19 protein-coding genes and 2 pseudogenes are annotated in these 19,225 nt (G+C 43.5%); 19 read left to right on the top strand and 2 right to left on the bottom strand.

Annotated features, from left to right (window positions below):
• The first annotated feature begins 1 nt into the window (after position 1).
• Positions 2-616 (top strand): ATPase, encoded by a 615-nt coding sequence (locus tag DXA18_RS09235; RefSeq protein ID WP_118383691.1) that lies wholly within the window; start codon positions 2-4, stop codon positions 614-616.
• Here the strand turns inward: DXA18_RS09235 and DXA18_RS15545 are convergent.
• Together DXA18_RS15545 and DXA18_RS09225 are read right to left on the bottom strand one after the other, a co-directional pair.
• Positions 610-927: a hypothetical protein gene (locus tag DXA18_RS15545; protein WP_147345590.1), complete on the bottom strand. Its 318-nt coding sequence runs from the start codon at positions 925-927 to the stop codon at positions 610-612. The genes DXA18_RS09235 and DXA18_RS15545 overlap by 7 nt on opposite strands.
• Positions 928-1,196: 269 nt before the next feature.
• Positions 1,197-1,565: a hypothetical protein gene (locus DXA18_RS09225; RefSeq protein WP_118383689.1), complete on the bottom strand. Its 369-nt coding sequence runs from the start codon at positions 1,563-1,565 to the stop codon at positions 1,197-1,199.
• Between the two features lie 118 nt (positions 1,566-1,683).
• On the opposite strand from DXA18_RS09225, the gene DXA18_RS09220 reads away from it, so the two are divergent.
• From DXA18_RS09220 to DXA18_RS17610, 18 genes and pseudogenes are all read left to right on the top strand, one after another.
• Positions 1,684-3,120: an aminoacyl-histidine dipeptidase gene (locus DXA18_RS09220; RefSeq protein WP_118383688.1), complete on the top strand. Its 1,437-nt coding sequence runs from the start codon at positions 1,684-1,686 to the stop codon at positions 3,118-3,120.
• 54 nt (positions 3,121-3,174) lie between these two features.
• Positions 3,175-3,864, top strand: a complete 690-nt coding sequence (locus tag DXA18_RS09215) for a M23 family metallopeptidase (protein ID WP_118383687.1) — start codon at positions 3,175-3,177, stop codon at positions 3,862-3,864.
• A gap of 70 nt (positions 3,865-3,934) precedes the next feature.
• Positions 3,935-5,329, top strand: a complete 1,395-nt coding sequence (locus DXA18_RS09210; RefSeq protein WP_118383686.1) for an RsmF rRNA methyltransferase first C-terminal domain-containing protein — start codon at positions 3,935-3,937, stop codon at positions 5,327-5,329.
• A gap of 32 nt (positions 5,330-5,361) precedes the next feature.
• Positions 5,362-6,071, top strand: a pseudogene (locus tag DXA18_RS09205) (pseudouridine synthase).
• Positions 6,068-6,742: an HAD family hydrolase gene (locus tag DXA18_RS09200; protein WP_118383685.1), complete on the top strand. Its 675-nt coding sequence runs from the start codon at positions 6,068-6,070 to the stop codon at positions 6,740-6,742. Before DXA18_RS09205 ends, DXA18_RS09200 begins: the two are co-directional and overlap by 4 nt.
• Before the next feature lie 2 nt (positions 6,743-6,744).
• On the top strand, positions 6,745-8,649 hold the full coding sequence (locus DXA18_RS09195) for a YgiQ family radical SAM protein (protein ID WP_118383684.1): 1,905 nt from the start codon (positions 6,745-6,747) through the stop codon (positions 8,647-8,649).
• 41 nt (positions 8,650-8,690) lie between these two features.
• Positions 8,691-9,269 (top strand): hypothetical protein, encoded by a 579-nt coding sequence (locus tag DXA18_RS09190; RefSeq protein ID WP_118383683.1) that lies wholly within the window; start codon positions 8,691-8,693, stop codon positions 9,267-9,269.
• 55 nt (positions 9,270-9,324) lie between these two features.
• Positions 9,325-10,299, top strand: coding sequence for an RluA family pseudouridine synthase (locus DXA18_RS09185; protein WP_118383682.1), 975 nt, complete (start codon positions 9,325-9,327; stop codon positions 10,297-10,299).
• 26 nt (positions 10,300-10,325) lie between these two features.
• Positions 10,326-10,868: a Holliday junction resolvase RecU gene (locus DXA18_RS09180; protein WP_118383681.1), complete on the top strand. Its 543-nt coding sequence runs from the start codon at positions 10,326-10,328 to the stop codon at positions 10,866-10,868.
• 75 nt (positions 10,869-10,943) lie between these two features.
• Positions 10,944-12,194: an ATP phosphoribosyltransferase regulatory subunit gene (gene hisZ / locus DXA18_RS09175; protein ID WP_118383680.1), complete on the top strand. Its 1,251-nt coding sequence runs from the start codon at positions 10,944-10,946 to the stop codon at positions 12,192-12,194.
• Positions 12,195-12,222: 28 nt separating this feature from the next.
• Positions 12,223-12,858 (top strand): ATP phosphoribosyltransferase, encoded by a 636-nt coding sequence (gene hisG / locus DXA18_RS09170; protein WP_118383679.1) that lies wholly within the window; start codon positions 12,223-12,225, stop codon positions 12,856-12,858.
• Positions 12,859-12,903: 45 nt separating this feature from the next.
• Complete coding sequence (hisD, locus tag DXA18_RS09165; RefSeq protein ID WP_118383678.1) at positions 12,904-14,202, top strand: histidinol dehydrogenase; 1,299 nt, start codon at positions 12,904-12,906, stop codon at positions 14,200-14,202.
• 33 nt (positions 14,203-14,235) lie between these two features.
• Positions 14,236-14,823 (top strand): imidazoleglycerol-phosphate dehydratase HisB, encoded by a 588-nt coding sequence (hisB, locus tag DXA18_RS09160; RefSeq protein WP_118383677.1) that lies wholly within the window; start codon positions 14,236-14,238, stop codon positions 14,821-14,823.
• A gap of 11 nt (positions 14,824-14,834) precedes the next feature.
• Complete coding sequence (gene hisIE / locus DXA18_RS09155; RefSeq protein ID WP_118383676.1) at positions 14,835-16,118, top strand: bifunctional phosphoribosyl-AMP cyclohydrolase/phosphoribosyl-ATP diphosphatase HisIE; 1,284 nt, start codon at positions 14,835-14,837, stop codon at positions 16,116-16,118.
• A 67-nt stretch (positions 16,119-16,185) separates the two neighbouring features.
• Complete coding sequence (locus DXA18_RS09150) at positions 16,186-16,491, top strand: hypothetical protein (protein WP_118383675.1); 306 nt, start codon at positions 16,186-16,188, stop codon at positions 16,489-16,491.
• 22 nt (positions 16,492-16,513) lie between these two features.
• The gene (locus DXA18_RS09145; protein WP_118383674.1) at positions 16,514-17,611 is read left to right on the top strand and encodes a hypothetical protein; all 1,098 of its coding nucleotides are present in this window, start codon (positions 16,514-16,516) and stop codon (positions 17,609-17,611) included.
• A gap of 228 nt (positions 17,612-17,839) precedes the next feature.
• Positions 17,840-18,636: pseudogene (gene hdhA, locus DXA18_RS09140) on the top strand (7alpha-hydroxysteroid dehydrogenase).
• Between the two features lie 331 nt (positions 18,637-18,967).
• Positions 18,968-19,081: a hypothetical protein gene (locus DXA18_RS17610; RefSeq protein ID WP_118383774.1), complete on the top strand. Its 114-nt coding sequence runs from the start codon at positions 18,968-18,970 to the stop codon at positions 19,079-19,081.
• Positions 19,082-19,225: the final 144 nt, after the last annotated feature.

Below are 19,225 nucleotides of genomic sequence, written 5' to 3'. Positions count from 1 at the left end.
TATGAGCAGCCGTATTGAACAGATTATTGAAGAGATTGAAGAGTATATTGATTCCTGTAAGTTTCAGCCTTTATCTACAACTAAGATCATTGTAAATAAAGATCAGCTGGATGAACTTCTTCGCGAACTGCGTATGAAGACACCGGATGAGATTAAGAGATATCAGAAGATCATTGCGAATAAAGATGCGATTCTGGCAGATGCACAGGCAAAGGCAGATAATATGATTGAAGAGGCACACATTCAGACGAATGAACTGGTCAGCGAGCATGAGATCATGCAGCAGGCATATGCGCAGGCCAATGATATTGTTACTGCGGCTACTGAGCAGGCGCAGCAGATTCTGGATAATGCAACACGTGATGCTAATGATATCCGTATCGGCGCTATGCAGTATACAGATGATCTCCTTGCTAACGCAGAAAGCATTATCGGTCATACACTGGACAGTTATACAGCGAAGTATGATGGACTGATCAATTCACTTCAGGAGTGTTTTGATATGGTACGTAATAATCGTTCTGAACTTGAGATTCCAGAACAGCCACAGCCGGATGCTAACGAATATGTTGAGCCGGAAGAGGACGATTTCCTTGACACGGAATTAGATCAGTAATTAATTATAATAAGATATAGATATGCCAACAGGCTGGTTACCGTCATGGTAACCAGCTTTTCAGCTATATATGGGATCATTTTAAGTCCGGATCTTTGAACCATGGACATGGTCTGCAGAATGGAAGAGATTCCACCAAACGAGGTCAGCGCGAGCATAATCAGATAACGGATGTTTCGCGAAATAGCGAGACCAGACAGCAGTTCAAGACCTGTAGTAATCTCAAAAGTGGACAACAGGATAGTCTTACCAACACTGTCTGTAAGAATAATCTGATCTAACATATGCATCCATATGGATGCAAGCATCATATAAAGCGCTACCCGTATGATGGCATCGGCACTTTCGGTAATGCTGGTATTTAAGATTGTGCCAAAGGAATGACTTGCGGGTTGCACGGATGACCCGATTGCGCAAGTCCGATACTCTTCAGAATGTATCCTGGGCTTGTGGGTATAATAGAGTCTGAACATCTGGCTGCAGAGCAGCGGAGAACCTGTTAATATCAGGAAAAATGGAAGATGCAGGGCATGTTCGGGAATATAATTGCGAAAAAGCACACCCAGAATAAACATGGGACTCATATTATTACAAAAAGAGAGCAGAAATGCACCCTCATCTGGCTGATACGTTCGCTGACAGTCAGGTCTGCGGTCACCTTGGCACCCATCGGATAACCGCACAGGAAACCGGCGATGACTGCAAAAGAGCCATATCCCGATACGCCTGGAAAAAGACGCATGAAAGATTCTGTAATCCGGCTGACAAGATACACAGTGTCTGTCTGCATCATCATCTGTGTCAGGATCATAAATGGGAGAAGCGTGGGAAGCACATAGAGGTACCACAATACAAGTCCTTCCAAAGCACCGGAAATGACTGCATTCCTGTAAAACAAAAAGAGAAAAAAGACAGATAACAGCAGTGCAGAAAGAATCTTTCGCTTCATAGTATCACCTGATATATAAGTTATAATTAATGTACGCGTCCGGTTGCTTTTTCATGTGGAATATGACAAAATAAATGATGTTGGAGATAAAATAATGAAGAGAGGATAGCGAGAAGATATGTCAGTATTAAGTGAATTGGAACCAAAGAAAGTATTTCATTATTTTGAAGAACTGTGTAAAATTCCGCATGGCTCTTACAATACAAAAGCGATCAGCGACTATTGTATGCAATTTGCAGCAGATAGAGGGTTGGAAGCAGAACAGGATGATACTAATAATGTGATTATCCGCAAGAATGGAACGGCAGGTTATGAGGAATCTGCGCCGGTTATTATTCAGGGCCATCTGGATATGGTATGTGAGAAGATGCCTGAAGTAGAGCATGATTTTGAAAAAGATCCATTGGATCTTCAGATTGAGGATGGATTTGTTACTGCCAACGGAACCACTCTTGGTGGAGATGATGGAATTGCGATCGCCATGGCACTGGCGGTTCTGGACAGCGATAATATTCCACATCCACCGATTGAGGCGGTATTTACCACAGAAGAAGAGGTGGGCATGGAAGGTGCCCGTAATCTTGATTTCTCTAAGATTAAAGGTAATATGGTGATTAATATTGATTCCGAAGAAGAAGGCATTCTGACTGTAGGATGTGCCGGTGGTTTTCGTTTTGATGCGATGCTTCCGGTTGCATATGAGCCGGTCAATGGAACGGTGTTATCCGTTCACATCCATGGATTATCCGGCGGACATTCCGGAGCGATGATCCATCTGCAGCGTGGAAATGCTAATAAGCTGATGGGACGTCTGTTAAATCACATTCGTCTGCAGCAGTCTGTACGTCTCGTAGAGCTTGGCGGCGGTAATAAGGACAATGTAATTTCTGCTGATCATACAGCTAAGATCGCAGTGACGGATGCAGAAGCAGTGAAAGCACTGATCTGTGAGATGGAACAGATCTGGAAACAGGAATTTGGCAAGGATGAACCGGGACTTACAGTAGATATCACAGAGACCGCTGCGGATCAGATGATGGATGAGACGAGTACAGACCGCGTGATCGCGTATCTGGATCTGATGCCGGACGGAGTGGCTGCGTTTGAGCGTGAGATTGAAGGTCAGGTTGAGACTTCTCTGAATGCCGGTGTCGTGAAGACAGAGGCAGAGCAGGTTGTGGTAACACATCTGGTAAGAAGTTCTGTAGAGTCGAAGAAAGCAGAATTAAAGGAACGTCTGTACCGTCTGGTACGTATGCTGGGTGCAGACGGAATCGATCGCGATGAGTATCCGGCATGGGCTTACAAGGCAGAAAGTGTACTCCGTAGACGGATGGTTGAAGTATTCAAAGAAGTATACGGCAAAGAGCCACAGGTAGTAACTATCCACGCAGGACTGGAGTGTGGTATTTTCATGGGCAAGTGTCCGGAACTGGACTGTGTATCGATCGGACCGGATCTGTTCGATATTCATTCCTATAATGAACGCATGGATATTAAATCAGTAGAACGCACTTACAAATATCTGCTGGAAGTTCTGAAAGCAATGAAATAATGCATAGGATAATAAAAAAGGCTGGACATCGGATTGAGAAAAAGGAACTTGAAGATGTTCAGGATTCTGTTGATCCTGGCATTTGTCTGTACGAACGGGGCGCATGCCCTGTATGAAAAAAGTAAGATCAATACAAGAGAAAATCTGGGAATAGAAGACGCAGAGTATCGGCGTGAATTCTGTTCTCCGGGGATGAAAGAGGACAGGGATGAATGGTCAGATTCCTGTCTTTCTTTTTTGGAAAAAGTAGAACGCGACAGTGTTTATTTTCCGATACCGGAGTCTGTGGCCGATCAGACGCTGACCGTATCATACGTTGATTCCTGGATGGCCAACAGAGAATATAAGGGTAAGAGCAGGCATGAAGGCACGGACATTATGGCAGATAAGAATGAGCGGGGACTCTATCCGGTGATCAGTATCTCGGATGGTATGATCACGAACCTTGGATGGCTGGAGAAGGGCGGATACCGGATCGGGATCACATCGCCTTCCGGTGTCTACTATTATTATGCGCATCTGGAATCCTATGCGGAGATTAAAGAGGGTGATCAGGTACAGGCAGGAGAAATGCTTGGATTTATGGGTGATTCCGGTTATGGAGAAGAAGGAACTACGGGACAGTTTCCGGTACATCTGCATCTTGGGATTTATGCCTTTGAAAATGGGAAAGAAATCAGCGTGAATCCCTATTATCTTCTACGTGCGCTGGAAGACAAAACGTTGAAATATTACTACATATAGAGTATAATATGACGGTATATACAAAGGATGCCGTATCATGTATTTCACCGGCATCTGAATGGAGGAAACGATGTATTTACCGGAAAAGTTTGAAAGAAAAATGCAAGATATCCTGGGAGATGAATACCAGGAATATGTAGATTGTTATGAAGCACCCCGCTATTATGGGCTGCGTGTGAATACGAAGAAGATATCAGTGGAGGACTTTGTCCGGATCTGTCCATTTGAAATCCGTCCGATACCATGGATTGAGAATGGATTTTATTACGATGGAGCACAGATCTCGCCGGCAAAGCATCCATATTATGCAGCGGGATTATATTATCTGCAGGAGCCAAGTGCTATGACTCCGGCGAACCGTCTGCCGGTCGAACCGGGTGACCGTGTATTGGATGTATGTGCAGCACCGGGAGGTAAAGCGACGGAACTTGGAGCAAAGCTTCAGGGACAGGGAGTACTGGTGGCCAATGATATCAGCAGTTCCAGAGCAAAGGGACTATTAAAAAATATAGAAATGTTTGGGATTGGCAATGTACTGGTACTCAGTGAAGAACCAGGCAGACTTGTAGAGTATTTCAGAGGATATTTTGATAAGATCCTGATCGATGCACCATGCTCCGGTGAGGGTATGTTCCGAAAAGATAAAAAGATGGTCAAAGCCTGGGAAGAACACGGACCGGAGTTTTTCAGCAAATTACAGCGCAGTATTATTACGCAGGCTGCTGAGATGTTACGACCTGGCGGAATGTTGCTTTATTCCACCTGTACCTTTGACGGATTGGAGAATGAAGGAACGATCGGTTACCTGTTAGAACAGTATCCGGAGTTTACAATCGAAGAGATTCGCCCATATGAGGGATTCTGTGCGGGAATGCCAGGACTCTGGAGGAAGGATATTCCGGATCTTAAGAAGACAGTCCGTATCTTTCCACATAAGATGAAGGGCGAAGGTCATTATATTGCGCTGCTGAGAAAGAACGGGGAACATGAGATGATGTCTGGCGGCAGTAAGAAACGACCGAAGAAACTAGCCGAAGAGTTGGAAGCATTTCTGGCACAGGTGAACTGGGAAAAAGCAGGCATTGATTTTAAGCGGGAACAGTTAGAATTTCATGGCGAGCGCGTGTACTATATGCCGGAGAATCTGCCGGATATGGCAGGGATCCGTTTCTTACGTACCGGGCTTCTTATGGGTGAACTTAAGAAAAATCGCTTTGAGCCGAGCCAGGCACTGGCAATGTGTCTGAATATGGATGCGTATGGAGACTGCATTTCGCTTCCGGTGGATGATGACCGTGTGGTGCGTTACCTGAAAGGCGAGACACTGGATGTGGAAGATGTAACCGGAATGAAGAAAAAGGGATGGCATCTGTTCTGCGTGGACGGTTATCCGTTAGGTTGGGGCAAGCTTGCATCCGGGACGCTTAAGAATAAATATCTGCCGGGCTGGAGATGGCAGTCCTGACAGAGAGATAAGTAAGATAAGGATGGAATCCGATGATAAGACTGGATAAATATCTGGCAGACATGGGGATCGGTACCCGTTCTGCGGTAAAGCAAATGATCCGGAAAGGCAGGTGCAGGTCAATCAGGAGACTGCTGCCAGACCAGAGTTAAAGATTGATGAACAGAATGACAAAGTGCAGGTAAACGGACAGACGATAGGCTATGCAGCCTTTGAATACTATATGCTTCATAAGCCTGCAGGAGTTGTGTCCGCAACAGAAGATAAGCGTGATAAGACGGTCATTGATCTGATCGAGAGCCGGAAGCGGAAAGACCTGTTCCCAGTAGGGAGACTGGACAAAGATACAGAAGGGCTGCTTCTGATCACCAATGATGGTGCTCTGGCACACCAGCTTTTGGCACCGAAGAAGCATGTAGACAAGGTCTACTATGCAAAAGTGCATGGATGGGTTACAGAGGATACGGTCAGTCAGTTCGCAAAAGGACTGAATATTGGCACTGACGATGCAGAGGAATGGACAAGACCAGCAAAGCTTGTAATTGTACAGGCCGGTGATGATTCGGAGATTCGACTGACGATCCAGGAAGGCAAATTTCATCAGGTGAAACGTATGTTTCAGGCAGTTGGCATGGAAGTAACCTATCTGAAACGGGAGTCTATGGGAAGCCTTGTGTTGGATGAGACATTAAAGCCTGGTGAATATCGGGAGCTTACAACAGAAGAACTGGAGAATTTATGAATAAATACGAAGAGATTATGAAAAATACAGATGCCGTGCTGTTTGATATGGATGGAACACTGATTGATTCCATGTGGGTATGGGCTACAGTAGATGAAGAATTTTATGAGAGATACGGTCTGACAGAGCCGGACGACTTCTATGAGCAGATGGAAGGCAAGAGTTTTACAGAAGTTGCAAAGCTTTATCTGGACGCATTTCCGGAGATACCATTTACACTGGAAGAACTGCAGCAAGAATGGACCAGAATGGCATATGAAAAATACACAACTGAAGTGCCGTTGAAAGAAGGCGTGAGAGAATTTATCACCTCGCTGAAAGAACGGAACGTCAAGCTTGGAATCGGTACAAGCAATGGAAGAGAGCTTGTAGATGCAACGCTTCAGGCGTTGGATATTGAGCAGTATTTTGATTCCGTACATACATCCTGTGAAGTGGAGACAGGAAAACCATCGCCGGACATCTACCTGCTGGTGGCAGAGGATCTGGGTGTGGATCCGTCAAGATGTCTGGTGTTTGAGGATGTGCCGAACGGAATTCTTGCAGGGAAGAATGCAGGCATGCGTACCTGTGCAGTTTATGATCAATATTCCCGTGATCAGGAAGATAAGAAAAAAGAAATGGCCGATTATTATATTGATAGTTACATGGAACTTGGGAGTGCAGAGTAGTTATGGGACAGGGATTTTTACCGATTTGTAAAGAAGATATGGAAAAACGTGGCTGGACACAATTGGATTTTGTCTATGTGTCTGGTGATGCTTATGTTGATCATCCATCTTTTGGACCTGCGATCATTACCCGTATACTGGAATCCTATGGCTATAAAGTTGGCATTATCGCGCAGCCGGACTGGAAAGATAAGAACAGTGTGACGATCCTTGGAGAGCCGAGACTTGGTTTTTTAGTTTCTGCCGGCAATATGGATTCTATGGTAAATCATTACTCTGTATCCAAGAAGCGGAGAAGAACGGATGCGTATACGCCAGGTGGCGTGGCCGGTCACAGACCGGATTATGCGGCTGTAGTCTACGGCAATCTGATCCGTCAGACATACAAGCATACGCCGATCATCCTGGGCGGAATCGAAGCAAGTCTCCGGAGAATGGCACACTATGATTACTGGTCCAACAAATTAAAACGCTCCATATTGCTGGATTCCGGTGCGGATATCATTTCGTATGGGATGGGAGAACGGTCGATCATTGCAATCGCAGAAGCACTGGATGCAGGACTGGATGTAAAAGATATCACCTATATTGATGGCACCGTGTGTAAAGTGAAGGATCTGGACAGTGTCTATGATTATATCAGGCTTCCGTCTTATGAAGATCTGAAGACAGATAAGTTGGAATATGCCAGAAGCTTTTATACACAGTATTGCAATACAGATCCGTTTTCTGGAAAACGTCTGGTAGAACCATATAACGATCACCTGTACGTAGTGCAGAATCCGCCGTCCAAGCCGTTAACTATGGAGGAAATGGATCAGGTCTACAGCTATCCATATATGCGGACATGGCATCCGTCTTATGATGCAGCGGGTGGAGTTCCTGCGATTCAGGAAGTAAAGTTCAGCCTGATCAGCAACCGTGGCTGCTTTGGCGGCTGTAGTTTCTGTGCATTGACGTTCCATCAGGGACGGATTATTCAGACCAGAAGCCACGAATCACTGGTCGAAGAAGCGAAGATGATGACGCAGGATAAGGATTTTAAAGGATATATCCATGATGTCGGAGGACCGACTGCTAATTTCCGTGCACCATCCTGTCAGAAGCAGTTGACAAAGGGTGTGTGTCCGAATAAGCAGTGTCTCTTTCCGAAACCATGTAAAAATCTCCGTGCAGACCACAGAGATTACATAAAATTATTACGTGAACTTAGAAAAATTGACGGAGTGAAGAAAGTATTTATCCGGTCAGGAATCCGATTCGATTATGTGCTGGCAGATCCGGATGATACATTTTTAAGAGAGCTATGTGAATATCATGTCAGCGGCCAGTTAAAGGTAGCACCGGAGCATGTGTCTGATCCGGTATTGCAGAAAATGGGAAAACCGGAATACAGCGTGTATCAGAAGTTTGTGGAGAAATACAATCAGATGAATAAAAAGCTCCGCAAAGATCAGTATCTGGTACCGTATCTGATGTCATCGCATCCAGGTTCTACATTAAAAGAAGCAGTAAATCTGGCAGAGCATCTGCGGGACTTTGGCTATATGCCGGAGCAGGTACAGGATTTTTATCCGACACCGTCCACTCTTTCTACCTGTATGTATTACACAGGCGTGGATCCGCGGAACATGCAGCCGGTATATGTGCCGAAGAATCCTCATGAAAAGGCAATGCAGCGAGCGCTGATCCAGTATCGTGACCCGAAGAATTATGATCTGGTCATGGAAGCACTAAAAAAGACCGGACGCATGGATCTGGTAGGATATGACAAACGCTGTCTGATCCGTCCGGAAAAGGGGAAATCCAGCAGTTGGTCAGAGAAGGGCAAGTCAGGAAAGAATGCGCGTGATAACACACGGAAGAAAAAGCATATTCGTAATGTGCATAAACGCAAAAAGAAATAACATAGCAAATAACAGAATCAATCAGGGAGTGACAGGGGAATATGAAGAAAGTAACAAAAGGAAAAGCAGGATATCTGGCTGAAAAGAAAAAAAGATTAGGATTGCAGGCACTGGCGGAATTTGCCGTGGTTGCGTTGATCCTGATCATTGGATATGTAATTACAAAAACAAGACTAAATATATTTACGGTAGTTGCAATCGTAGGCTGTCTTCCGGCAGCGCGTGTGCTGGTGGAGTTTATCGCGATGTTTCCTTATAGAAGCATTGAGGGAAAAGTACAGCATGAAATAGATGAGAAAGGAGCACTGCTTACCAGAGCGTATGATATGGTGATTACAGATGGAGAGCATATCATGCCGGTCAGTGCAGTGGCAATCTCCAATCACAAGGTATTTGGTTATGCGCCAAATCCAAAGACAGATCCTGAGATGGCTGCGGCGTATATCAAACAGATCCTGAAAAATACAGGTCTGGAACCATCCACAGTAAAAGTATTTGCTGAGTATGTGCCCTTTCTTTCCAGGGTAGAAGGCCTGAACAGCATGATGGAGATCAGCCAGTCTGCAGATCAGCAGTTGGAGAGACGTATCCGCCGCAAGATACTGAATGTATCCATGTAATGAAAACACTGCTTTTGACACAATATTAAAATATCAGAATCATGACAGGTGACGAATGAGAGAATTAATCATATCGAAAAATGAAGCGAATCAGCGACTGGACAAGTATCTTGCCAAATATCTGAATCAGGCTCCGACAAGCTTTATCTATAAAATGTTAAGGAAAAAGAATATCGTTCTGAATGGTAAGAAAGCTGCCGGAAAGGAAAAGCTGCAGGCAGGGGATTCGGTGAAATTATTTCTTGCGGAAGATACGATTGAGAAGTTTATCGAGCAGAAACATACTGTACGGAAGAGACTTCCGGGACATATGCCGGAAGTGATCTATGAGGATGCGGACGTTTTGCTGTTAAATAAGCCTGCAGGTATGTTGTCACAGAAAGCGAATCCATCCGATGTATCGGTAGTGGATTATATTACGGAATATCTGTTGCGGAGCGGACAGGTTACTGAAACAGATCTTCATACGTTTCATCCTGGAATCTGTAACCGGTTGGACCGGAATACATCCGGACTTATTGCAGCGGGTAAGAGTCTTGCAGGTCTGCAGGAGTTAAGCCTGGGCTTTCACGACCGGACATTCCGCAAGTATTACCATTGTCTGGTAAAAGGAAAGGTAGACAAGCAGATCCATCTGAACGGCTATCTGAAGAAAGATCACCGGACGAACCGGGTTACGGTAATACAAGAGTCTGAAACGGATGCACAGCCAATTGAAACAGAGTATCGACCACTGGAATCTAATGGAAAGTATACGCTTCTGGAGGTACACCTCATCACGGGTAAGACCCATCAGATCCGTGCGCATCTTGCATCGGCAGGACACCCACTTATCGGTGATTATAAATATGGAGATCGGTCATTGAATGACCGGTTTCGTGAAAAATATGGGCTAAAATCACAGTTGCTACATGCATATCGTCTGGAATTTCCAGAGCTTGACGGGGCATTAAAAGAAGTCTCAGGCAGAGCTTTTATTGCAGAAGAACCGATATTATTCCAGAAAATTGCAAAAGACTGTATCAGATAAAATGACAGATAAGGATTATATAAATAATGGGAACATGGCATACTAGGGGGCTCAGAGGCTCCACACTGGAAGATATGGTTAACCGGACAAATGAGAGATATCTGGAACAGGAGCTGGCATTGATCCAGAAGATTCCCACACCGATCACGCCGGTGCGCATGGACAAGGAACATCGTCAGATTACATTGGCGTATTTCGAACAGCGCAGTACGGTGGATTACATCGGTGCCGTACAGGGAATTCCAGTCTGCTTTGATGCAAAAGAGTGCAATGCAGATACATTTCCATTGCAGAACATACATGAGCATCAGATCATATTTATGGAAAATTTGGAGAAACAGCAGGGGATTTCTTTCCTGTTAATCTATTATACTGCAAGAAATGAAATGTATTATATGCGTTTTGAAGAGGTGGCGAAGTTCTGGAACCGTGCAATGACCGGCGGACGCAAGAGCATTCGTCTTGAAGAACTTGATCCACGATTTTTCTTTGACATCCGTTCAGGCTGTTTTGTGCCATATCTGGATATGATTAATCTGGATCTGGAACTCCGGGATGAGAGGTCTTGACAGGTTCGGAAAAAATTCGTATAATTCAAAAATAGATTTTAACGTATTAGCAAGCTAAAGTGCAAGGAGATCAATATGAAGAAATTACAGCATACTCCGGAAGGTGTCCGGGACATATACAATATCGAATGCGGCAAGAAACTCTCACTGGAGAGCCGTCTGCATAAAGTTCTGCAAATGTACGGATATCACGACATCCAGACTCCTACGTTTGAGTTCTTTGAAGTGTTCCGCAAAGAAATCGGAACCATTCCATCCAAAGAATTATATAAGTTTTTTGATAAAGAAGGAAATACTCTGGTTCTTCGACCGGATATTACACCATCCATTGCAAGGGCAGCGGCTACGCTGTTCCCGGATAATGATATGCCGATCCGGCTTTGCTATACCGGTAATACTTTTGTGAATTATCCGCAGAGTTATCAGGGCCGTCTTCGTGAGAATACACAGATGGGTGCGGAATTGATCGGTGTAGAGTCTATTGAGGCGGACGCTGAGATGCTGGCACTGGTAGTGGATTGTCTTACGACAATCGGTCTGCGTGAATTCCAGATCAGTGTGGGTAATGTTGACTATTTCCAGAGCCTGATTGAAGATGCAGGACTGGGAGAAGAGTCAGAAGCAAGAGTACGTGAACTGATCGGTAATCGTAATTTTCCGGGTGTGGAAGAATATCTGGACAGTATCGAAGTGCGTCGTAGCTCCAGAGAGGCATTGGTAGCACTGGAAGATCTCTACGGTGGAGAAGAGGTGCTGGATCAGGCAGAAAATATTGCACCAAACTCCAAAGCCATCATGGCAGTCCGCAGACTGAAGCGGATCTATGAAGTGCTGAAGATCTATGGCGTAGAAAAATACATTAACTTTGATCTGAGTATGACGGGGTTATATGGATACTATACAGGAATTATTTTCAGAGGATATACCTTTGGAACAGGCGATGCTATTGTAAAGGGTGGTCGTTATGACCATCTGTTGGAGAAATTTGGTAAAAAATCACCATCTATTGGATTTGCGATCATAATTGACCAACTGATGAATGCATTGACCAGACAGCATATCCGTATTTCCTATACACGTAAGAACACACTGATCCTTTATGATGACGGACGTCAGAAAGAGGCAATCAGCCTGGCAAAAGAATTTCGTGAAAAATGCAAAAATACAGAACTGGTGAAACGTGCTCCGGGTAAGACGCTGGAGGATTATATCAGCTACGGTAAAGAAAACTATGCCGGCAATATGCTCTATATTCAGAGCGATAATCAGATTATTATGATCAATCTGGTAACCGGTGAGAAGAAAATGATCCATTCAGACAATTAGTTTAGAAATATTAAGATAGGAGCCTGCTATGAGATATCTTACATTTGCCCTGGGAAAGGGGCGTCTTGCCAGCCAGACGCTGGAATTATTTGAAAAAATAGGAATTACCTGTGAAGAAATGAAGGACAAAAAGTCCAGAAAACTGATATTTGTAAATGAGGAACTGAAGCTTCGCTTTTTCTTGTCCAAGGGTCCGGATGTACCGACTTATGTGGAATACGGTGCGGCTGATATCGGTATCGTAGGAAGAGATACCATTCTGGAAGAGGGAAGAAAGGTACACGAAGTGTTGGATCTTGGTTATGGTAAATGTCGCATGTGTATCTGCGGACCGAAAGAAGCGGAAGATCTGCTGAAACATCATGAACTGATCCGCGTCGCAACCAAATATCCAAATATTGCAAAAGATTATTTTTACAATGTCAAGCATCAGACAGTAGAGATCATCAAGTTAAATGGTTCTATCGAACTTGCTCCGATTGTGGGACTTTCAGAGGTAATCTGTGATATAGTAGAGACAGGATCCACACTGCGCGAGAATGGTCTGACCGTACTGGAAGAGGTATGTCCGCTGTCGGCACGCATGATTGTGAATCCGGTGAGTATGAGAATGGAAAGTGAACGGATCAAGGATCTGATCCAGAGACTGAGAACTGTGATATAAATATTGCATGATAAATAGAGATACAGACAGAAAGGATTGATCAGGATGAGAATACAGCATTTGGATTCCAGCACAAAAAAGAATCTTCTCGAAGATCTGCTACAGCGCAGTCCATCCAGCTATGGGCAGTATGAGCAGGCGGTGGCAGAGATTCTAAACAATGTTAAGATTGAAAAAGATAAAGCATTATTTGCATATACAGAGCAATTTGACCATGCCCATATTGACGCTTCTAATGTACGTGTAACAATGGAAGAGATTCAGGCGGCTTATGAAGAAGTTGGCGAGGAATTACTGCGTGTGATCCGCGGATCATTAGAGAGTATTAAGTCTTATCATGAGAAACAACGTCAGTTCAGCTGGTTTGACAGTAAGCCTGACGGAACAATCCTTGGACAGAAGGTAACTGCGCTTCAGCGGGTAGGTGTCTATGTACCGGGCGGCAAAGCAGCTTATCCATCATCTGTATTGATGAATATAGTTCCTGCACGTGTGGCCGGAGTGGATGAAATCATTATGGTTACACCTCCGGGAGCGGATGGGCGTGTCAATGCTAACACTCTGGTGGCAGCCTGTGAAGCAGGTGCAACAGCTATTTATAAAGTAGGTGGAGCACAGGCAATCGGAGCACTGGCATACGGAACAGAAAGTATTCCAAAGGTAGACAAGATTGTAGGACCTGGTAATATCTATGTGGCATTGGCGAAGAAAGCGGTGTACGGACATGTAAGCATTGATGCCATTGCCGGACCAAGTGAAATTATGGTAGTAGCGGATGAGACTGCTAATCCACGATATGTGGCGGCAGATCTGTTGTCTCAGGCGGAACATGATGAGATGGCGTCAGCGATTCTGGTTACGACCAGTGAAAAGCTCGCAAGAGAAGTATCTGATCAGATCGATGGCTTCTTAAAGGAACTGTCCAGAGCAGATATTATTCAGAAATCCTTAGATAATTATGGTTATATTCTGATCGCAGATACGATGGATGAAGTGATCGATACAGCAAATGAAATTGCGTCGGAACATCTTGAGATTATGACAAAGAATCCGTATGACACCATGACTCGTATCCGTAATGCAGGAGCTATTTTTATCGGTGAGTATGCAAGTGAGCCATTGGGCGATTATTATGCGGGACCGAACCATGTTCTTCCGACCAATGGAACAGCGAAATTCTTCTCACCGCTTTCGGTGGATGATTTTATTAAAAAGTCCAGCATTATCGGCTATTCCAGAGAAGCACTGGAACGTGTACACAAGGATATTGAAGCATTTGCGGAAGCAGAACATCTGACCGCGCATGCGAATTCAATTAAAGTCAGATTTGAAGAAAACAGATAGCAATATTATTAAAACAGATAAGGAGGTCTGTCTATGAGTAGAACTGCTTCTTGCACCCGCAAGACAAAGGAGACAGATATTACCCTGTCGCTGAATCTGGATGGACAGGGTAAAAATGATATACATACCGGCATAGGATTCTTTGATCATATGCTGGATGGATTTGCAAGACATGGACTGTTTGATCTGGAGCTTCATGTGAATGGAGATCTGGATGTGGACTGTCATCATACCATAGAGGATGTAGGAATTGTATTAGGTGGTGCAATCCGTGAGGCATTGGGAGATAAGGCTGGCATTAAGCGATATGGAAGTTTTCTGCTTCCGATGGATGAGACGCTCGCCATGTGTGCCATTGATCTCTCTGGCAGACCATATCTGAATTATCAGGCAGAGTTTACCTGCGAGAGACTTGGAACGATGGATACAGAGATGATCCGTGAATTTTTCTATGCGGTATCTTACGGCGCAATGATGAATCTGCATCTGAAGATTCTGGATGCAGGCAACAACCACCATATGGCGGAAGCTTTGTTTAAGAGCTTCGGAAAGGCGCTGGATATGGCGACCGGAATGGAGCCTCGTATCAAAGAGGCGTGGACAACAAAAGGCAAATTATAAGGGGAGCAGATATGAGTTATAAAAGAGTAATACCATGTATATTTATCGATTCGGGAAAGGCAGTGCGCTGGTATGATGACCGGACGGTGATCAGTAAAGATGTAGTCTCGCTGGCGCGTTACTATAGTGAAAATGGTGCAGATGAACTGTTGGTATTTGACCTGTCCGAGTCAGATGAAGACCACGAAGAAGCTATCAACCTGATGCGCAAGATCAACCGTGTGATCCGGATTCCAATGGTTGCGGGAGGGAATATCAAGCGTCAGGAAGATGTAAAGAAGATTCTTTATGCAGGAGCAAAACGCGCCATGCTGAACTTTTCCAAAAAGGACAGTATTGAAATGATGGAAGCGGCAGCGCTTCGCTTTGGCAAAGAGAAGATCGCAGTATCATTAAATGATTTTGATTCACTCTTCAAACAGCAGCATGTGATTAATGAAAACTGCAGTGAGATTGTATTTATGCACCGACTGGATCTGGATTCAGTGATGAATATTACCGATATTCCGTGTGTGATCGTGACCGATTCTATGGAAGAACCGGAACTTATCAATATATTAAAGTGTCCGGGAGTAAAAGGACTGTCAGGGCGCTATGTAAGCCAGACAGATATGAAATTCAGTGAATTTAAGAAACGTTGTGAAGACGAAGAGATTAAGATGACTTCATTTGAGAGCATCATGGAATTCTCAGAATTTAAGCTGAATGAAAATGGACTGATTCCGGTTGTCGTACAGGATTATAAGACACAGGAAGTTCTGATGGTTGCATATATGAACGAAGAGGCATTCTATAATACGATCAAGACCGGACGGATGACCTATTACAGCAGAAGCCGCAAGTGCCAGTGGGTGAAAGGTGAAACCAGCGGACATTTCCAGTATGTGAAGTCACTGACCATTGACTGTGACAAGGATACTTTGCTTGCCAAAGTAGAACAGATCGGAGCAGCCTGCCATACAGGAAATAAGACCTGTTTCTATCAACCGCTTGTTGGAACAGATTATGATGAGAAGAATCCGCTTCAGGTATTTGAATCTGTGTATGCGGTAATCGAGGATCGTAAAGCAAATCCAAAAGAAGGCTCATATACAAATTACCTGTTTGATAAAGGAATTGATAAGATTCTTAAGAAGGTTGGAGAGGAAGCCGCAGAGATCATTATTGCAGCAAAGAATCCAAATCCGGAAGAGGTAAAATACGAAATGGCTGATTTTCTTTATCATGCTATGGTATTGATGGTAGAAAAGGGACTTACCTGGGATGATATTGTGGGTGAGCTTGCCGACAGATAAAATCAGGGATATATAGCAGATGAATTTCATAGACTGATATAAGAACGATAATGGAGAGGTTCAGTCTGTGAATGAATCAGAAAAAAGAAGAAGAGAATTATTGCGTTCAGCCAGAGAAATGTATGGAGATTCCCATATGCCGCCTGCGGTACATCCGAGATTTCGAAATATATATGGGGATTTATATGAATCAGAGGAACAATCATCCGGATTGCAGACACGCCTTTTGATCGGATGTGTATTGTTCCTGGTATTTGTGCTGATGGATTATTTTCATTTAGAGATTGCTCAGGTAGACAGTGAAGAGGTTGTGCAGATGGTAGAACAGGATGCCAATGCGGTAGAAAGCTGGAGTGATCTGATTATTAAGTAAGAAAGAATAAGAGGGCAAACGAATGAAAAAGAGGAGAATGTTGTGTGCATTGTGCCTGCTGCTTGGCCTGATGATGTTATGTAGCGGTTGTGAAAAGAAAGAGTCGGCAGATGATTATCTTGGCCGTTTGATTACTCGTGCCAAGGAAAATGAGGGCGAACTGCAGAGTGTTTTAGAAACGGGAATTGCGGATGCCAAATCATCCAATGATTTTGTGATTGATTTTCCAGATGAATTAAAGGAATCCTATGAAGCATTTCTTAAGGAAGCACTGAATCAGGTACAGTTTGAACTTAACAAAGCAGACAAGGAGTCTAATGATACCTATATCATTCGTGTAACTTATGAACCGATTGATATTGCAGCTACGACCAAAGAAACGGATGCCGGATATGTAAAGAATATATCAGGCACAGATTTTACAACAGAGGTGAAAAATCTTCTGGAAGAGGATACGAAGCTTTTAAGTAATGCCACAAAACAGCAGAAAAAGAGCAGAACCATTACTGTAAAGAAGTCCGGAGACAGCTATAAAGTATCGAAAAAGGATATCACGGCATTGTTGCAGGATGCACTTCAGGGGTATATGGCTCCTTATGAGGCAGTCGGTACCGTGTTTGATTTCCGTGATTTTATGCAGGCATACCTGGATGCATATTTTAAGGGAGATACTGAGCGCTACTGTATGCATACAGGTGAGAGTGCAGAAGAAGCTGCTGCCTGGTATGAGGAATCGTTTAACAGTTTTCGGCTGGATGATCTGACAGATGATCAGAATACGAGGTTTATTAATGCTATAAAAGCAATATATAAGAATTGTCAGTACACATTAGGTGCGATGCGGCAGGTATCGCTTACAGAGTATCAATTTGATCTTACCGCGACACCGAACACAAGTATTGTAAATGCGGCAAGTGAACTGGATGCAGGTACTTATTACAGTACTGCCGAGGTGGCAGATGCATTTTTGAATATCTATGATAAATATGCAGCAGCACCGTCATATGGTACAGAGACAACAGTTACGATTAACTGGAACAGTCTGAATATGGCGTCCAGCAATGCATCAGCGGATGAGAATTTTAACCGTCTGGTGGAAACAATCATTCCATCAGAATAAGAGAAGTTTGAATGTATTCATTTTGAATAATGCGATTAGAAAGAGCTTTGTACTTGTGTACGGAGCTCTTTTTTGTGAGAAAAGTCGTGCAATACTTTGTGAAAAATTAGAATAATAAGAAAATGATAGAAAAAATTCAGCTTATGTCCATGTTTGTTTGTTGAAATGTGATAAAATAACAAACAAATATTTCATAAAGACTGATTATATGGAAAGGAGCATGGGATTATGAGATTAGATGGAAAAGTAGCAATTGTAACTGCATCTACAAGAGGAATCGGACTTGCCTGCACACAGCGTCTTGCACGAGAAGGAGCAACTGTATATATGGCCGCCAGAAATATGGAGCGTGCAGAGAATCGTGCAAAAGAACTGAATGATGAAGGATGCAACGTAAAAACCGTATATAACGATGCAACTGAAAAGGAAACTTATACTTCTATGGTAGAAGAAGTATTCAAGAATGAGGAAGAATTGATATTCTGGTAAATAATTTCGGAACATCTAATCCACAGAAAGATCTGGATATCAAAAATACAGAATATGACGAGTATATCCGTACTGTTGATATTAATCTTGCCAGTGTATTTATGACCAGCCAGGCTGCAATTCCACACATGGCAGCAAATGGCGGTGGAAGTATTATCAACATTTCTTCCATCGGAGGTCTGCGTCCGGATATTTCCCAGATTGCATACGGAACCAGTAAGGCAGCAATCAATTATCTGACCAAACTTATTGCAACGCAGTGCGCAAGAGATAACATCCGTTGTAACGCCGTATTACCGGGAATGACAGCAACAGAAGCTGTATCAAACAATCTGACACCGGAATTCCAGGAATTTTTCTTGAAACACATTCCGATCAAGAGAATGGCAACGCCTGAAGAAATTGCGGGAGCAGTTGCATATTTCGCAAGCGATGATGCGGCATATACGACAGGACAGATCATGGATGTATCCGGCGGATTCGGAATGCCGACACCAATCTTTGGTGATATGATCGCGATGAAGAGTAAGAGATAAATAGAATGACTTAGAGGAAGACAGTGATTATGCTGTCTTCTTTTTTTGTAACGAATTTTTCTCCTTGATGAAGATGGAATAATCTGTGTTTCAGGTTCGGGAGCATCTATATATCGGCTTGATATGGAGGGCAAATACATAGAAACCATTTCTACGTTAAAAAAGTGCTGTTATCACAAGGCTTTTTGCAAGCAAAAATGAAAAGGCTATATATAGGTAGCCTACAAAACTGGAAGTGCCCATTTGGGGCCTGATTTAAAGAATAGTGTCCTAACAGAGACCAATGGAATGACTCTCTGCCGGGGATTCAAAAGGAAAGGAAAAAATGATTATGGAAAAAATGATGAATACAAAAACAGAAGGGAACACATTTACAAAGAAAACCGGGCAGACAGTTTATGTTGTCCGTTATCATTTCTATGAAGCTGCAAAGGAAACAATGTAGGAGAAGATTAACCGGATGCTGGTTACAGAAGCAAGTCGACAGGCAGTGTATTAAAATTAGGTGGATGTAATTGAAGAAAAAATATGATATCATGTGAGTAACAAATCGGGAGTTGCAAAAGAGAATAATGAGAATTACTTAACT

The organism is Dorea sp. AM58-8 (genome assembly GCF_003464045.1).
GTDB lineage: Bacteria > Bacillota > Clostridia > Lachnospirales > Lachnospiraceae > Claveliimonas > Claveliimonas ammoniilytica.
The sequence above is the reverse complement of the archived record's forward strand: the minus strand, read 5'-3'. Positions and strand labels throughout refer to the sequence as shown.

Coding starts and splice junctions, on each gene's coding strand:
- DXA18_RS09235 (WP_118383691.1), top strand. CDS start 2: ATGAGCAGCCGTATTGAACAGATTATTGAAGAGATTGAAGAGTATATT.
- DXA18_RS15545 (WP_147345590.1), bottom strand. CDS start 927: ATGATGCTTGCATCCATATGGATGCATATGTTAGATCAGATTATTCTT.
- DXA18_RS09225 (WP_118383689.1), bottom strand. CDS start 1,565: ATGAAGCGAAAGATTCTTTCTGCACTGCTGTTATCTGTCTTTTTTCTC.
- DXA18_RS09220 (WP_118383688.1), top strand. CDS start 1,684: ATGTCAGTATTAAGTGAATTGGAACCAAAGAAAGTATTTCATTATTTT.
- DXA18_RS09215 (WP_118383687.1), top strand. CDS start 3,175: ATGTTCAGGATTCTGTTGATCCTGGCATTTGTCTGTACGAACGGGGCG.
- DXA18_RS09210 (WP_118383686.1), top strand. CDS start 3,935: ATGTATTTACCGGAAAAGTTTGAAAGAAAAATGCAAGATATCCTGGGA.
- DXA18_RS09200 (WP_118383685.1), top strand. CDS start 6,068: ATGAATAAATACGAAGAGATTATGAAAAATACAGATGCCGTGCTGTTT.
- DXA18_RS09195 (WP_118383684.1), top strand. CDS start 6,745: ATGGGACAGGGATTTTTACCGATTTGTAAAGAAGATATGGAAAAACGT.
- DXA18_RS09190 (WP_118383683.1), top strand. CDS start 8,691: ATGAAGAAAGTAACAAAAGGAAAAGCAGGATATCTGGCTGAAAAGAAA.
- DXA18_RS09185 (WP_118383682.1), top strand. CDS start 9,325: ATGAGAGAATTAATCATATCGAAAAATGAAGCGAATCAGCGACTGGAC.
- DXA18_RS09180 (WP_118383681.1), top strand. CDS start 10,326: ATGGGAACATGGCATACTAGGGGGCTCAGAGGCTCCACACTGGAAGAT.
- hisZ (WP_118383680.1), top strand. CDS start 10,944: ATGAAGAAATTACAGCATACTCCGGAAGGTGTCCGGGACATATACAAT.
- hisG (WP_118383679.1), top strand. CDS start 12,223: ATGAGATATCTTACATTTGCCCTGGGAAAGGGGCGTCTTGCCAGCCAG.
- hisD (WP_118383678.1), top strand. CDS start 12,904: ATGAGAATACAGCATTTGGATTCCAGCACAAAAAAGAATCTTCTCGAA.
- hisB (WP_118383677.1), top strand. CDS start 14,236: ATGAGTAGAACTGCTTCTTGCACCCGCAAGACAAAGGAGACAGATATT.
- hisIE (WP_118383676.1), top strand. CDS start 14,835: ATGAGTTATAAAAGAGTAATACCATGTATATTTATCGATTCGGGAAAG.
- DXA18_RS09145 (WP_118383674.1), top strand. CDS start 16,514: ATGAAAAAGAGGAGAATGTTGTGTGCATTGTGCCTGCTGCTTGGCCTG.
- DXA18_RS17610 (WP_118383774.1), top strand. CDS start 18,968: ATGGAAAAAATGATGAATACAAAAACAGAAGGGAACACATTTACAAAG.